The organism is uncultured Dokdonia sp. (assembly GCF_937910895.1).
Lineage (GTDB): Bacteria > Bacteroidota > Bacteroidia > Flavobacteriales > Flavobacteriaceae > Dokdonia.
Genome location: NZ_CALEMI010000153.1, coordinates 1 through 17,573 on the forward strand (window position 1 = coordinate 1; position 17,573 = coordinate 17,573).

General features: G+C 34.5%; 8 protein-coding genes. 5 read left to right on the forward strand and 3 right to left on the reverse strand.

Annotated features, from left to right (window positions below; all coding sequences use genetic code 11):
• A partial coding sequence (locus Q0505_RS17910; protein WP_299215812.1) for an Ig-like domain-containing protein occupies positions 1 to 4,349 on the reverse strand: 4,349 nt, incomplete at its 3' end.
• Positions 4,350 to 5,268: 919 nt separating this feature from the next.
• Between Q0505_RS17910 and Q0505_RS17915 the strand changes: the two genes are divergently transcribed.
• On the forward strand, positions 5,269 to 6,864 hold the full coding sequence (locus Q0505_RS17915) for a peptide chain release factor 3 (RefSeq protein ID WP_299215813.1): 1,596 nt from the start codon (positions 5,269 to 5,271) through the stop codon (positions 6,862 to 6,864).
• 334 nt (positions 6,865 to 7,198) lie between these two features.
• On the opposite strand, the gene Q0505_RS17920 is transcribed toward Q0505_RS17915, so the two are convergent.
• On the reverse strand, positions 7,199 to 8,557 hold the full coding sequence (locus tag Q0505_RS17920; RefSeq protein WP_299215814.1) for a serine hydrolase domain-containing protein: 1,359 nt from the start codon (positions 8,555 to 8,557) through the stop codon (positions 7,199 to 7,201).
• Between the two features lie 470 nt (positions 8,558 to 9,027).
• Positions 9,028 to 10,014, reverse strand: coding sequence for a helix-turn-helix domain-containing protein (locus tag Q0505_RS17925; RefSeq protein ID WP_299215815.1), 987 nt, complete (start codon positions 10,012 to 10,014; stop codon positions 9,028 to 9,030).
• Between the two features lie 579 nt (positions 10,015 to 10,593).
• Between Q0505_RS17925 and Q0505_RS17930 the strand changes: the two genes are divergently transcribed.
• The 4 genes from Q0505_RS17930 (at position 10,594) to Q0505_RS17945 (ending at position 17,142) form a co-directional block, all read left to right on the forward strand.
• Entirely contained in the window at positions 10,594 to 13,443 is a 2,850-nt protein-coding gene (locus tag Q0505_RS17930; protein WP_299215816.1) for an N-6 DNA methylase, read from the forward strand.
• 172 nt (positions 13,444 to 13,615) lie between these two features.
• Positions 13,616 to 13,750: a hypothetical protein gene (locus Q0505_RS17935; protein WP_299215817.1), complete on the forward strand. Its 135-nt coding sequence runs from the start codon at positions 13,616 to 13,618 to the stop codon at positions 13,748 to 13,750.
• Positions 13,751 to 14,070: 320 nt separating this feature from the next.
• Complete coding sequence (locus Q0505_RS17940) at positions 14,071 to 15,999, forward strand: hypothetical protein (RefSeq protein WP_299215818.1); 1,929 nt, start codon at positions 14,071 to 14,073, stop codon at positions 15,997 to 15,999.
• 21 nt (positions 16,000 to 16,020) lie between these two features.
• Complete coding sequence (locus tag Q0505_RS17945) at positions 16,021 to 17,142, forward strand: putative phage abortive infection protein (protein ID WP_299215819.1); 1,122 nt, start codon at positions 16,021 to 16,023, stop codon at positions 17,140 to 17,142.
• Positions 17,143 to 17,573: the final 431 nt, after the last annotated feature.

Sequence of the window (17,573 nt, forward strand, 5' to 3'; positions counted from 1 at the left end):
GTTACTGTGACGATTACGGTCGCAGTTTCTGTCGTCGTGCTTCCATCAGGATTGGTGACCGTGACGGTATAATCAAAGGTATCGGTTCCATTGAAATCAGGATCTGGTGTATAGGTAACCGTGCCATCAGGATTGATCGTGACCGTTCCATTGGCTGGATCGGTTACTTCAGTGACTTCTATATCAGCGTTTGGATCGAAAGTATCATTGTCTAATACAGCAATATCGACTGGTGTATCTTCTGGCGTAGTCGCCATATCATCCATGATATCTTGCTCTGGTGTTACTGTGACGATTACGGTCGCAGTTTCTGTCGTCGTGCTTCCATCAGGATTGGTGACCGTGACGGTATAATCAAACGTATCGGTTCCATTAAAATCAGGATCTGGTGTATAGGTAACCGTGCCATCAGCGTTGATTGTTACCGTTCCATTGGCTGGATCAGTTACTTCCGTGACTTCTATATCCGCGTTTGGATCGAAAGTATCATTGTCTAATACAGCGATATCGACTGGCGTATCTTCTGGCGTGGTCGCCATATCATCCATGATATCTTGTACTGGTGTTACTGTGACAGTGACTGTTGCAGTTGAAGTATCTCCATTACTATCCTCTATCTGATAGACTAACTCATCTTCTCCGTTAAAATCAGGGCTAGGTGTATAATCTATAGTATCATCTGTTGGGTCGTCTGGTGTATTATTGTCATTTACAGTTGCTGTTCCATTAGAAGGACCCGAAATAATAATGATAGTTCCTGTTGAAGGTCCATCTGTACCAAAATCATCATCTTCTGTAACATCTATATTTATTGGTGTATCTTCTGGTGTAGTCGCCGTATCATCTTCAGCATTTGGAACTTGGTTGGAAGAATTTACTGTTACTGTTTCTGTATACGTACATCCATTAGCATCAGTGACAATTATTGTATAATCTCCAGAATCTAGATTTATAATCGTAGCTGTGGTTTCTCCATTACTCCATGAGTATGTATATGGCGGTGTCCCACCAGAAGGAACAGCTGTAGCAGTTCCATCATTTACAGTTGCTCCATTCTCATTTGTTGTCGTTACGTCTGCGGTTACAGCACTATTTGGTTGCATCACCGTAGCGTCTACTGTAATCTCACATCCATTAGAATCTGTTACAATTACAGAATAATTTCCTGCTGCTACATTGATAATATCTTCTGTAGTCTCTCCATTACTCCAAGCAAACGTGTATGGGAATGTTCCACCACTTACTGTTAAGTTAAGAGAGCCTGTACTTTCATTAAAACATAAAACGTTGTTTACAGCAATACCACCACTTAAAACACTTGGCTCATTTACGGTAACTGTGGATTGTGCGGTACAATTTGTGAAACCATCGGTTACGGTCACTGTATATGAACCAGCGACTAAACCTGTAATATCTTCTGTCGTAGCTCCGTTACTCCATAAGTACGTAAATGGTCCTACTCCTCCTGTAGTATTTGAAGATGCTGTTCCATCTGAGAATCCATTACAACTTACATTGGTTGCGCTTGTTGTAATTGCTAAGTTGTTACAGCTACCCTCATTTACAGTCACCGTATTCATAGCTTCACAGCCATTGGCATCGGTTACCGTTACGTTATAAGTATTTGGTGCTAATCCAGTAATGGTTTGAGTGGTCTCCCCATTACTCCATAGATAGGTATACGGTGGTACTCCTCCTGTTGGGTTTGCGGTTGCTGTTCCATTGTTTAAGCCTGGACCAGTCTCATCAGTTGATGAAATCGAAACCCCTACTGGACTTGTAGGTTCTGTAATGGTTACACTTTGCTCTACCGCTAAACATACGGTACCATCTATGGTAACGCTTACTGTATAAACTCCCGCTGTTAAATTACTTAATGTACTAGAGGTAACCCCTGAATCTATCTGTCCTGTATTCCAAGTGAAGGTAAATAAAGCCGCTGGGTTCGCATTTGAACTAGCACTCACCGTAGCAACTCCTGTATTTTCTCCTGCACAAAGTACATCAGTAACGTTTTGTATGGCAATCACCGCATCACAAGTATCACTACAATTGATAATCACACTTTGTACTAATTCACACCCGTTGGCATCAGTAATCGTTACAGAATGAACTCCTGCACCATTTCCATTAAAGTTTCCTGGTAAATTAGTGGCTGTCTGTGTGGTTTGATTCCCTGCACTTGCACTCCACTGATAAGTATAAGGAGCTGTCCCGCCTGTTACAGTAGCCGTCGCTTCTCCATTTAAACAACCTTGTGCCGTTGTCGCATCTATACGTGTGATATTTACACTTAAGGCATTGTCTGGTTCTGTAATTGTAAAATTATCAGAAATTGTACATCCATTAGCATCAGTAGCAACTACAGAATAATTACCAGCTACTAAATCTGAAATATCCTGAGTCGTCTCTCCATTACTCCAGGCGTAGGTGTATGGAGGAGTTCCTCCGTTTACTGTAAAGTCAATAGCACCTGTATCTTCACTATTACAAAGAACATCTACAACAACTCCTGATGAAGAAAGATCATCCTGTGGCTCTGTTACTGTTACATTTGCAGTAATGGTACAATCATAATCATCAGTAACAGTTACTGAATAGCTTCCTGCCGCTAAGCCAGAAATATCTTCTGTAGTCTCACCAGTACTCCATAAATAGGTATATGGAAGTTTTCCTCCTGTTACAGTAATATCGATCGCTCCATTTATTTCTCCTTTACAAAGAATATTGGTAACATCTATAGGAATAGCAATATCCAAATCATCAATAAGTACGGTTGTTGAATTTTGATTTTCACAACCAGAATCTGCATTTCGTACTCTAACCTGATATGTTCCCTCAGGAAGATTTGTAAAAGTAGGACTTGTTTGATACCCTCCACCATTGATAGAATATTCAAACTCTGGTCCAAGAGGTGAAGTGATAACAATATCTGTCGATCCACTTTGATTACAATTCAAATCAATTGTTGGCTCTTCTGGTAAATCATTAAATGTAATTGTCACCGTATTAGTATCACAGGTACTTTGGTTTGGTGATGGTAAACACACCTCATACTCAAAAGTCACAACTCCTGTAAAATCAGATGTTGGAGGAGTATATGTAAACGATCCATCACTATTAAAGTTAAAACCAAGACCTGCAGGACTAGGCTGTGTAATAGCTGTATATGTTGATCCTACGGGAGTAGAAGTCTCATTATTTATCTGTCCATTAAAGGTTCCTTGATTTACACATTGAAAAGCTATTTGTGGTTGTGCATATCGCTGTAAAATAAAGAACTTCCCATCTCCGTGATCTCTCGTAGCTGATAGAAATTCTATTCGAGTAATTTTTGAACCTGTTGCTGCTAGATCACTTAATCTAAATAAAGCAACTGCTATGGTTTGGCTGTTATCTTGTTCTCTACCTGAGCCCCAGTAATCTGAATTTCCCTGAGGAGCAGAAAAACCACCTTCTCTTAAATCTCCATCACTTACAACAAACGTATCTCCAAGTAATTCTTCTGTAGTACTATTAGGTCTAAAACCAAATACTTGTACAAAGTAACAGTTATTTCCCCCTCTTTCTGTAACTGCCAAAATTCCATCTGCATTAGAAGGAATTGCTGGATCATAGAAAATAGTTTGTTTTTGAGAAAGACTTTGTTGCGGTGTATTATAGGTCTCACAAAAGTTTTGACCATTAGGGTTGGCTGTAAAGTAATGATTTAAGTTTTGGTCTTGAAATGCGCTAAGTGCCGCATTATCCCAAGCAGATGTCGTATCAGTAATATCTAATGTAGCAGAAACACTCGTCCCTATGACTTCACCTCCATTTAAAATAACACCATTTACACTATGGGCATTCCCATTTGGATTTCCTGGATTTGCTCCGTTTCCAATTCCTAATCGCGTTAACTGATATGCAGACGGCACAACAAACGTATTATATTGTACAGGATTTGTAGTACCTATTGTAATAGATCTAATTGTAGCAGCTCTATTGTTTTCTCCATTACTAATATCTCCATTATTATTAATATCCTGTTCATCTGACCACTGAAACGTCACTCCTTCTAATATAGCATCTTGATCCTGTCCTATTTGCGCTTGCGCGAAACCAAAACCAAATAATAACACCAAGGTGAGTAATCGAGAAAAACACACTTTGTTTCTCTTGGTACTAACGGATACAGCTGCCGAAGTATATTGAATCTGGTCATCACCTACTGATCGCTGATTAAAGAAAGATTCGTTTCTGGAATTAAAGTAATGTAACTTCATACTGAATATATCTAAAAATGACTCCAATTCCTTAAGGAATTTCACACGATACGTATTGAATGTCGTCTTGTAACTTTTTTTCATAATTGGGTTTATTAAACCATAGTAATGAGCAACACCTATTCAACCACATGGGCATACTGGTGCTAATTATTTTAATAAGAAATACTAGTTGAGAAATTGATCCTTAAAAGAATCTAGAAAAAATAATCTTAATTATACCTTTAGTACAATAGATTCCCCCACGAGTACATAGAACACTTTGCCTATTTTTATACTCTACCATAATATTCAAATTTATATTTTGTTATAAACTATTTTAAGTATTAATATTCAAGTTGGGTCATCAAATATATTTTATTAATTTTAACTTAAAATACATTATCGCAACTTTTAGACCTTCTTAATCAAATCATCGACCAACTACACAAATTACTGCTTTTCCGTAAGCTAGTATGCGGATTTAAGACACTCCCATGAACACTTTTCAAAATTACTGGTTTCACATAGGTCTCGTTCCCTACCATATCTTTAAATACAATCTTTTCAGTAGGTTATGTCCGCTTTCGCGAAAGCGAATATCCGTAAAAAAACAATTTAAATTATTAAAATTTAAAAATCACGTAGTTTTACGGGGCTATTTTTAAGAAAAAATCATCAATACTATAGACTTCAAATAGGGCGCTTATTTACCTCAAAATGCGTCATCTTTTATAAGTCTTACTATGTTAAAAAAATATTCGAAATCATTCTATTTTTTATAAGATGATTTTGAGTATTTTCTAAATAATTCATATCAAAAAAATAGATTTTTTATACGCAATAGTATTTTACCTCATCTCACGATCACATCTAATTTGTATGTGATATCCATGTAAAAAGGAATCACTATATGATTTTTTTACACTTTAAATATATAGCCAACTTGTTTTTGGAGGTATATACGTAGTTTTTTACTAGATGGTTTCCTTTATATTTGCATCACAAAATTTAGCTATCATTCATGAGTGTAAAAGCCGAAATCGCAAGACGAAGAACCTTTGGAATTGTATCGCACCCCGATGCAGGGAAAACCACATTGACAGAAAAGTTACTCCTTTTTGGAGGAGCGATTCAGGAAGCAGGTGCTGTAAAATCGAATAAGATTAAAAAAGGAGCGACCAGTGACTTTATGGAAATAGAGCGTCAGCGTGGAATCTCCGTAGCAACTTCTGTACTCGCTTTTGAATATAAAGGAACTAAAATCAACATCTTAGACACTCCTGGACATAAAGATTTTGCCGAAGATACCTTTAGAACACTCACCGCCGTAGATAGTGTAATTGTTGTGATAGACGTTGCCAAAGGCGTTGAGGAACAAACCGAAAAACTGGTAGAAGTATGCCGTATGCGCAATATTCCTATCATTGTATTTGTCAACAAGCTGGATCGTGAAGGAAAAGATGCCTTTGAATTACTAGATGAAATCGAACAAAAACTAAAACTTTCTGTAACTCCCTTGAGTTTTCCTATTGGAATGGGATACGACTTTAAAGGTATCTATAACATCTGGGAGAAAAATATTAATCTCTTTAGTGGTGATAGCCGTAAAAACATAGAAGAAACTATAGAAATTTCTGATCTTCAAGACACTGTCCTTGATGAACTCATAGGCGCTAAGGCAGCCAATACATTAAGAGAAGAACTAGAATTGGTGCAAGGCGTCTATCCAGATTTTGACAAAGAAGCCTACCTCGCTGGAAAACAACAACCTGTATTTTTTGGATCCGCTTTAAATAGTTTTGGAGTGCGCGAACTCTTAGATTGTTTTGTGGCGATTGCACCTACCCCGCGTCCTAAACAAAGCGAAGAACGCCTAGTACATCCTAATGAAAAAGATTTTTCTGGTTTTGTCTTTAAGATTCATGCCAATATGGATCCAAAACACAGAGACCGTCTTGCCTTTATAAAAATTGTATCTGGCGTTTTTGAACGCAATACCCCTTATTTACATGTCCGCCATAACAAGAAATTAAAATTTTCAAGCCCAAATGCTTTTTTTGCCGAACGCAAACAAATTGTAGATATCTCCTATCCAGGTGATATTGTAGGATTGCATGATACCGGTAACTTTAAAATTGGTGATACGCTTACCTCTGGAGAAGAGATTCATTATAAAGGAATTCCGTCGTTTTCACCTGAGCATTTTAGGTATATCAATAATGCAGATCCTATGAAAACCAAGCAGTTAAACAAAGGTATTGATCAGTTGATGGATGAAGGAGTGGCACAGTTATTTACCTTAGAACTCAATGGCCGTAAAGTGATTGGAACCGTTGGTGCGTTGCAATATGAAGTAATTCAATACAGATTGGAACACGAATACGGAGCCAAATGTACCTACGAACCACTCAACGTATACAAAGCCTGTTGGGTAGAGCCAGAAGATCCAAAAGGGGAAGAGTTCAAAGAATTTTTACGTGTAAAACAACGCTTTATGGCAAAAGACAAAAGAAACCAATTGGTATTTTTAGCCGACTCTGCGTTTAGTCTTCAAATGACACAGCAAAAATACCCATCGGTAAAGATGCATTTTGTAAGTGAGTTTGATGTCGCCTAAAAACAGATGCTCATTATAATGCCATTTATTTTGCTCTAAAATTAAAGAGATTATTAGATATGTCTATTTTCTAAAAATGGCTTAAAAACGTTTTAACGAAGCGTGATTTTTTAGCAGTATCACAATGTTCTATGATTTTTATTTTTAGGATAGATTTTTGTTATAAATATAATTGTCTGTTATTCGCTTTCGCGAAAGCGGACTCAAGATTAAAAAGACTCAGGATTAAAAAGACTCACGACCCAGGACTTACGACTTTTAAACTTATAAACTCCTCAACTCATAGACTCCTCAACTCATAGACTTCTCAACTCATAGACTCAAAAACTCAAAACTACTCCACTTTCACAAACCTAAACGTCCCGTTCTGCACAGCAGAAAAACCAATGACTTCTTGCGTTTCATTTCGGAGAAAGGTGAGTTCGATTTTGGCGGCTTTACTTTTAAAATGATCTGTAGCGAGTTGTTGTAAAGTAGCTGCGGTTCCAGGTGCATCCATCGGAACAAAGACGAGCATGGTATCAAATATCTTTATTTCGAAACGTTTGGAAGCATCGTCTTCTAATTGATAGATACCCACATACTCTTTATACACTTCACGCGCTATCTCAGATTTCTTTTTAATCATCAATGGTTGATTGAGCATGACACTTCCGATATAATCTGCAATCTCTTGGGTTCTGTCAAATTTTGTATTTGACAACACGCAGACAAAAATATCTTCTTTAGGCAAGTACAATCCGCTACTTGTAAAGCCAAATAAGTTCCCACCGTGTTGTACCGTCGGACTTCCTTGTAATTCTTTTAGAAAAAAACCATAGCCATAGCCTGTCCCCTCGCCTGAGTTCGTTTTCTTTTCGGTGGTGAGTTGGGTGACGACATATTCAGATAGAATCGTTTTGTCATGCAACGCCCGATGCCATACAAACAAATCATACACATTTGTGCGGACACCTCCTACAGTTGCAGACATGGCAGGTCCTTCTTTAAAAACACCAACTTCATCTTCGGCATAACCCGTGACAAGTTGTTTCGTTTTGATATGAGCTGGATCTCCGATAGCAGTGGACTTCATCCCAAGCGGGTTAAAAATAAATTGCTCCATATAGTCTCGCTTTTTCATTCCAGAAGCCTTCTCTATCACAGCATTTAACAACGGGTAATTCCCATTACTATACGCCCATTGAGAACCTGGTTCAAATAGCAAAGGCTCGTCTTTATAATAGGCGATCATATCCTTTGGGCTATAGTCTTTGGCGAGTAAATGAAATTCGTCTTCATCCACATCAAAATATTCAGGAACGCCGGAGGTCTGTGATAACAGATGATGAATCGTTATCGGATATTCTTTGACAGGGTAATAGGGAACGTATTGTTGAATGGTATCTGTAAGCGATATTTTTCCTTGTTCCACCAACTGTAAAACGGCAGCGGATGTAAATTGTTTGGTCATCGATGCGATTCTAAACACCATATCGGTTTTTAATTTTCGTTTGGGATGTAACGAAGCGAGTCCGTAGGCTTTTTGGAACAGGATGTTATCTCCTTTTGAAATCAACACCACTGCCCCAGGTTCGTTTTTGGGGTATTCGTCGGTTAGGAATTGATGGATGGTTTCAAGTTGAGTGGTGGGTTGTTGTGCAAAGAGTGTGGTGGTGAGGAGGAATAAAAGTATTATGATTATTTGTTTCATGTGTAAAGTTTCAATGTTCATGCAAAAGAAACGGTTATCTCTTATCCAGTCTACTCAAATCTAGAATTGAGTGTAGGTTTTTACTCTTTTTTTGTTTCCCCGACCCTAAAGAGAGCAAAAAAGTATTCCTATTTTTAAAATAGGGCCACCCTTCAGGAACGGGGGAAAAGATAGAGTCGGTTATAGTCGTCATCTCGACGTTAGGAGAGATCGCACAAGAAGCTAAGATGAAGAGAATACGTACTGTTATGTGATTTCTCGTCATTCGTTCCTCATTCTGTCGAAATGACGTTGCTTTTCTTAAAAATAGAGTACTACTCTATTTTAGAGTGTTACTCTATTTTGATTTTAATTTCAAAAAGCTAACAACGAATAGCTAATAGTTTTTAAAAGTAGTATGAGATTTCTGCCTTCTTTTTATGCTCCTTTTTAGTAGCGATCATGAGATTCTCGCCTTCGCGGAAATGTTTTTATCCTTGCGATTCCCGAAACGCTTTGGGTGATTGTCCCGTGAGCGATTTAAAGACACGCTGAAAAGTTGCTTGGGAGTTGAAACCACATTCAAAGGCAATACCCGTAATGGTGAGATGGGCATCGCTAGGGTCGAGTAAGCGTTTTTTGAATTCGTTGATACGGTAGGTATTGACATATTCATTAAAGCTTTTGCCTAGATGCTGATTCAATACTGCCGAAATGGTTTTTTGCGGAATCCCCGTTTGCGTGACCACTTCTTGTAATTTGAGCGTCGGATTTAAAAACCACTGCTCTTCTTCCATGAGGGTTTTTAGAGCCGTTACGGTATGATCTATGTCAGTTTTGGAAAGAGAAGACACCGAAGATTTCGACAGGGTTTTATAGCCAATGATATAGCCATTAATTCCCAACCAATAGACCAAAACCACCAACGGAATATACACAGGATACCAACCGACAGCGCCTAATACATAACGAGAAACGGCAGGAATACTGTACGGAATCAAATGCAGTAACCAAATCACTGAAAACACCATAAAGCCTATGAGGAAACGTTTTGCCCATTTCGCGGAAGCGGTCTCCTTTTCCGCTTGAGATAGTTGTTTCCAAAATGTATAAGACAACCAAAGATAGATGACCAGCGAAATCCATCTTGGGATATCGATGTAGGTGTTATAGGTATCGATCCAATCGCCTATGTTTCCTAAGGGCAACGAACCCAACAGTCCGAAAAATCCGCCGATGATCAATACTATCACCACTATATGTGGTAATAGATCCAAAATTACCGTATAGAAATGACGCCGATCAACGCGAGTGCTTGTATAACTAGGTATCACTAAGGCACGGATATAAAAATACACCAACGGTCCCACTGGCATAATGACGACCAACGGCACCACCGCCTGCACTACATCCCAAAAGGAATTGCTATCAGGGAAGGCTTCTAAAAGATAGAGATTAAAACACGCCAACGAGATCAATAAAATAATCCATGCAAGGAGCCGATTCGCTTTTTGGTTGACCTTAAGCCTGTACAAAACCACCACCGTAATCACGCCTTGAATCGTCCCAAGAAGTAATAGAATCGTTAAGAGCGTACCACCGTTTTGCATGAGGCAAAGGTATCTTTTTTTTAAAAGAATCAGGACTCAAGACTCACGAATCAGGACTAAAAAAGAGTCTAGATTCTAGACTGAAAGACTTATCCCCTTTAACCTTTTAAACCCATAAACTTTTAAACTCACTAATACGGTGACTTCGGTACAATTTTAAATCATCACGCTGTGCTGATCTAAAATCACTCAGCCTCCTTACTTTAGTGCTATCTAAAACTAAATGTTAGGTGATTGAGTGCTTTCGCTTTTCGCGAAAGTGTACCGAAATTACCGATTCATACACTCGCAATGTGGGTTTCCGTAATGATCCTATGAGAGAGTGAAGTACCTTTGGTTTTTACTTTCGTGAAATCACAACATCAAAAAATAAATACCCTTTTGAATATATGATTTTATGCGTATAAATTCAGTAATTTTAAGACGACTAACATCTTACTATCATAAATGGCATTATATCAAGCATCTGTCTTAAAAAAATATCTAAAACAACAAGATCAAGAAACCGTACAAAAAGCATATAAAAAATATGCGAAGTACTTCTTAAACCCTACCATACAAGACAATATTCGTACGAGTAAAGAAGAGCAGTTTCAAGCTACTTTTCTCACGGAATTGTTTGTAAATATACTGGGCTATACACTCAATCCAAACCCTAACTTTAATCTGACTACGGAGTTTAAAAATCAAAAAAACGCTCGTAAAGCAGATGGTGCGATTCTCAAGGACGATACTGCTATTGCAGTCATAGAGCTTAAAGGAACGAAAACCAAAGACCTAGAAAGCATCCGAAGGCAAGCCTTTGATTATAAAGCCAATCAAAAAGGATGTGTGTATGTGATCACTTCAAACTTTGAAAAACTACGCTTTTACATAAACGATGCAACCGAGTTTGAAGAATTTAACCTTTTTGAGCTTACAGAAGACCGTTTCCACCTACTCTACCTCTGCTTACATAAAGATCATGTACTTACTCATGTCCCTTTAGCGATTAAGGAAGCATCTATCGTAGAAGAAGAAAAAATCACCAAGAGCTTCTATAATGACTATTCCATATTTAAAAGAGAGTTATTTAGAGATTTAGTAAAACAAAACGGTAGCCGACTTAAAACTGAAGCACGAGAAACTTTAAAAGATATCACAACTGATGCTGCCTTAAAAAGCGAATTAGAACGGGCAGAAAAAAATGTAAAACTCTCTCTATTCAAAAAATCGCAAAAGCTTATTGATCGCTTTCTGTTTATTTTCTTTGCCGAAGACAGAGGCTTATTACCACCTAACTCTACCGTACAGATTTTAAACAAATGGAAAGCAGACGTTGATTTTGGTGACGAGCGTCCTTTATACGACTTGTTTAAGCAATACTTTAATTTCTTAGATATCGGAAGACAAGGTACCACCTCACGAGCAGAAATCTACGCCTATAACGGTGGACTCTTTAAGCCAGATACTATTTTAGATAGCCTTACGATTGATAATGAACTGCTCTATAAATACACCTTAAAACTAGCCAATTATGACTTTGAAAGTCAAGTAGACGTCAACATCCTAGGGCATATTTTTGAGAACTCCCTGAACGAAATAGAAAGTGTAAATGCTGATATTCAAGGAGGCGACTTTGACAAACAAAAAAGCAAACGTAAAAAAGACGGTGTCTTTTACACGCCTAAATATATTACCAAATACATTGTAGAAAACACCGTAGGCAAACTCTGTGAAGAAAAGAAAACTGAATTAGGCTTCCAAGAAGAAGAATACTTTAAAGGACGTAAAAACAGAAACAAAACCACCATTACAAAACTGGTCCAATTACTAGATGACTATAGGGCGTGGTTATTACAACTGACCATCTGTGACCCTGCCTGTGGTTCTGGCGCTTTCTTAAACCAAGCATTGGACTTTCTTATTAAAGAACACCGATATATAGATGAGTTAAAAGCAAAAATTTTAGGTGGTGGCATTGTCTTTAGTGATATAGAAAACACCATTTTGGAGAATAATATCTATGGAGTTGACCTCAATGAAGAATCTGTAGAGATTGCCAAACTTTCCCTGTGGTTACGTACCGCACAACCCCGACGTAAACTCAATGATTTAAGCAGTAATATAAAATGTGGAAACAGTCTTATAGATGACAAAAAAGTAGCCGGTGATAAAGCCTTTCATTGGGAGACCGCTTTCGCGAAAGTATTTAAAAACGGTGGTTTTGATGTGGTGATTGGGAATCCACCTTATGTTTACGCAAGAGGGGAAAATATGTCTGAATCTACCAAAGCATTCTACAATAGATTTTATAATGTTGCGACTTATCAACTTGATTTATATATATTATTTTTAGAAAAATCAATATCATTAATTAAGAATAGTGGCTTAGTGTCATTTATTACTCCTAATACATGGTTAAATAACTTAACTCTTAAGCCTGTTCGTAAGTTTCTTTTATCAGAAGTGAATTTTATTGAAATGGTGAATACACCTAGTGATGTTTTTGCTGGCGTAAATGTTGACACTATTATAGGAACTTTTTCAAAAAAACCTAATATTTATGATGTCAAATTAGTCACTGTTGTAAATAATGAATTTAATATAACTGGTTCAATTAATCAATCGAATTGGTTGAATAATAAAGATTATACAATAGATATTTTTACAACGGAAGAAATCAAGACTATTTTGAATAATGTTTATCAAAAATCTCTATTAGTAAATGAAATTGCTGAAGTTAATAGAGGCGTCGGAGTTTATCACAAAAGAATAGGGCATACAAAAGAATTTATTAATGAAGACCCATTTCAGTCTGTTAAAAAGGATGATGAAACATTTGTTCCTTATTTGAGAGGCCGAAACTTACAACCACGGTTTATTAATTGGGATTCAGATTCATTTATAAGTTATGGAGATTGGTTAGCTGAGCCAAGACAACCTAGCATGTTTGAAAATCAAAGAATTGTTATTAGGAAGATATTGTCAAATGGAATTAATGCATCGATGATACATAATAAGTTTGTGGTAGATCAACAGATTTATACATTACAACTCACTACTGACCAATTCGGTTATGATTTTGTTTTAGGACTACTAACATCAAAATTGATGACTTTTGTATTTAGATATAAGTTCTCTGAATTTGATAGTTTATTTCCTCAAATAAAACTTGCCCACATTAAACAATTACCAATATTTCAAAATACAAATACTTCTAAAGAATCCATTCAGACCTCATCTTATCAACTCGATGAAATTATTTCAATTTTACAAAAACTCATGAAGTCTTTTTATAAACTACATTTCCAGTAAGTTTTATTTAAATAAGCTTTCGAGAAAACTTGAAAATTGGCAAGAATTAGAATTTAGTGATTTTATCAAAGAACTCAACAAAGCGATTAAAACTAATAACAAAGCACTACTTTCAGAAGATAAGGAAGCCATACCAACCCTCACCAAAAAAGACGAGTTTGAGTGGTTAGAGTTGTTTGAAGAAAACAAGAAAAAAGCCCGAAACTTACAAACCCAAATCAATCAAACAGAAAAAGAAATAGATGCGATGGTGTATAAGCTGTATGGATTGACAGAGGAGGAGATTAAGATTGTGGAGGGGAGTTAAGTAATACATCAAGAATATTTGTAGTAAAAATGGAGAATAATAAACGTCTAGAACAAATTGAAATATCAATAATTATTATTAAATACGATTAAATGCAGAACGTGAACTAGGAGATATAAAAGCGTTTGGTAAACTTACCCTACACTATATCATTTTTGATCCTGATATGAAATATTTAGTTATTATCATAGAAAAAGAATTGGCGCTAAAATTGGGAAGGTATTAATATAAATTTAGATATATAAGAAGTAATCTTTTGTTAAATAATCCCTAACAGATTATATTACAAAATATTAATATTCAATATTTTATTTAGTATTATGGAAAATAAAGCAGAATTAAAAGAAAAGATAGATTTTTTTTGTGAAAATTTTATAAAAAAAATTAGCATTGATATAACAGAAAAAAGTAAAGTGAGTTTCATATCTATTGTAAAAGATTATTTACTTTACACCGCTGACAATATTATTGAGTTACAAACATATTATTTTCGGAATCCAGTAAATTTTTATAAATACTATTACCCTTTAGAATCTTATAGAGGAAAAGATTGTTTAAAATTTGTGAAACCAGCAGAGGAATTACAGAAGTTCAAGTTTTCCTTAATAGAAGGAGGGGCTGGATTTGGAAAAACAACATTATTAAGATATTGCTTTTTACAAGCTATTAAAGAAGTTAAAAAAATTCCTATTTTAATTCCCCTAAGGGATTTAAATGATATAGATATTAAAAAATTCTTTTCATTAAGTTCTGAAAGGTTATATGAAATAGATTATTCAACTGAAAAAATTGTTAACTCTTCAGATAAACAATCAATTAATATTATTTACGGATTGTTTAGGCAAAAATTTTTCAATAGGAGAAAACCAGACGATGATGAAATAAATATTTTAACTCAAATGTTAAAATCAGGGCTATTTATTTTTTTATTAGATGGTTATGATGAAATCATATATTCAAACCAAAATAAAATTTTATCAGATATAAATTCTTTTTATTGGACAAATTCAGAAAATAATATAGTAATAACATCAAGACCAAATTCATCAATTTATTCTTTATCATCATTAAAAAGATTTAGTGTTAGCAAATTATCTAATGAAGATATTAACAATTTTATAATTAAAATTAAAGGAAAAGGTAAATTTTCTAATAGCATTACTGAGGCATTAAATCATAAGAAAAGTAAGTTTTATAGAGATTTATTAAGAAACCCCTTACTACTCTCTTTTTTCATATTGACCTTCGAAGATTATCCTGAAATACCTACAAAAAGAAAAGATTTATATTATAATGTTTTTCAAGTACTTCATTCAAAACATAAGGCTAGACAAGGAATAACCAATATACCTAGAAGAACAAATTTAAGTCAATCTGAATTTATACAAGCATTATCGGTAATATCATATTCCTCGTACATGAATGGAAAGTATGAATTATCTGAAAATTATTTAAGTAAATTAATTTCAGAAGAATTAAATTCTTATGGTAAAATAAAAACTCCTTTTAAAGAAGAAGATTTATTTTATGATTTAGTACATTCAATTTCTATTTTAGTACAAGATGGAAGCCAAATATTTTATCTACATAGATCTATCCAAGAATATTATACAGCTGAATTTATAGGCTCTCTTGATTTCGAAAAAGAAAAAATTAAAGCTTATGAAAGATTAACAGATGAAAAAGTTCTTTCAGAAAAAGCTGATGATTTAACTAACCTATTAGACTTATTAATGGAGGTTGACCCAATTGGTGTAAAATCATTTCTTTTATTAAATTCTTTAGAAAACTTTATAAATTTTTCAGAAGAATTTGGCGAATATAGAACCATTGATTTTATAGAAACTTGTCAATTTGACGCTAATATTAGGATTAATTCTGATAATGAAAATCTTCTTTTAGTTGAATTAACTATGAGAGAAAACAAGCTAGTTAGCCTACTAAACTATTTTGGATATCATTTAACACTAACAAACATAATTGATAATATTGAAAAAAGTGAATTAGAAACCGATTTAGCTCATATCATTTCTAGTGATCCAGAGTTAATTTCAGAAATCAATTATAATAGTTATTCATTATTAGAATTAATAGATATTTCTGTCGATCTAAAAAATTGTGTTTTTGAACATTTTGATAGATTAGACATTGAGAATGATGTATTAAAAACTGTTCAAAAAGACGTGCAAAAACTAAAAGACGAAATTGAAAATTTTTCATTAGGATTAGATAGTATTATAACAGGCTAGTATTAATCAAAGATCAACAAAATGAGATTCGGTAAAAAAAAAACTGATTATAAATACTTTTGGAGTATATCTATACTTGCTATTACAATTGTAATAGGTCTATGGTTAGTTAATTGGCTTGTACTAAATAAATATCCTAATGAAGTAAGAGGCACTCACGGAGATATGTTTGGAGCTGTTAATGCTATTTTTTCAGGTTTTGCATTTGCTGGAATTATAATCAGTCTTTATTTACAAAGAATAGATTTAAAAAACCAACATCAACAACTTGAATTAAATAGAGAAGAAATAAAAAACACAAACAAAGAATTCAAAATACAAAATGATACTTTAAGAATTCAGCAATTTGAAAATCAATATTATAAAATGATTGATTTACATAGAGCGAATATCACTGACGTTAAAGTTCCATATTTAGAAGTTCTAGAAAGTTCATCAAGATCATCTGCCAAAAGCACAATTACGTCTAATACACAAAGACGAGAGTTAACTGGAAAAAAGGTATTTGTAGATATGGCAAAAGAACTTGAAATTTGTTTGAAATATTCTTTAGTAATTTTAAAATCAAAAAATCAAAAATATAAAGATTCAGATATTTTTCATTTTGCTTACAAAATATTCTTTTGGGGTATTAATTCAGAATTTATTAATTCAGAATTAATTTCAATATTAGATCAAAAAAAAGTTATAGAACTTCTTAGAAGAAAACAAAATGATTACAAGAAAGATTCATCAAAACCACATGAAAAAGGCTTAAAAATAAGATATATACCATTTCAAGGTCACGAATCCAAACTAGCACATTACTATAGACATCTATTTCACACGGTAAGGTATGTTGTTGATATTGAAAAATCAGGTTTAATTGATTATTATCAAGCTAGACAATATTTAAGAATACTTAGATCCCAACTATCAAATGCAGAACAATTAATGTTATACTATAATTACATTTGTAGTTTTGGTTGTGAGTGGGACAAAAATGGTAAGAGAGGAAATATGTATTTCACAGATTATAGAATGATTCATAATATACCTGTTGGTAGAGTTAAGTTTGTAGATTCCCCAAGAAAGCATTTTTTAAAATTTATAGAATGGTGTTGTTCTGAAAATGATCCATTATTTGAATGGGGAGATTATTAATTAATAACAGAGCTTGTGTCCCACTTAATCCATATTCTGTTATTTTATTTCACATACATTTTCTATAAATCGTATGAGTACAAACCTTAAATTTTTTCAATCTCGATTCTAAACCCATCAAAGTTATTATAATCTATGAAATAGCATTTTTCCTATTTTGGAATCTACTTTATTATTCTAATACTGGAATCGATCACTGGATAAAAAAAGAATTTTTAACAGCACTATATACATTTCTATCAACGATGGCTTTGGGTTTTAGTTTTATTTATGTTATTTTTATCACTGCGAAATTAACAGGTATGTTGAAAAAGATTAAAAGTTTAAAAGATCCTAGAACAAATTAATATTGACTTTATTGAGTGATGGTGCCCCCGCACGGAGTCGAACCGCGGACCTATTGATTACAAATCAATTGCTCTACCAGCTGA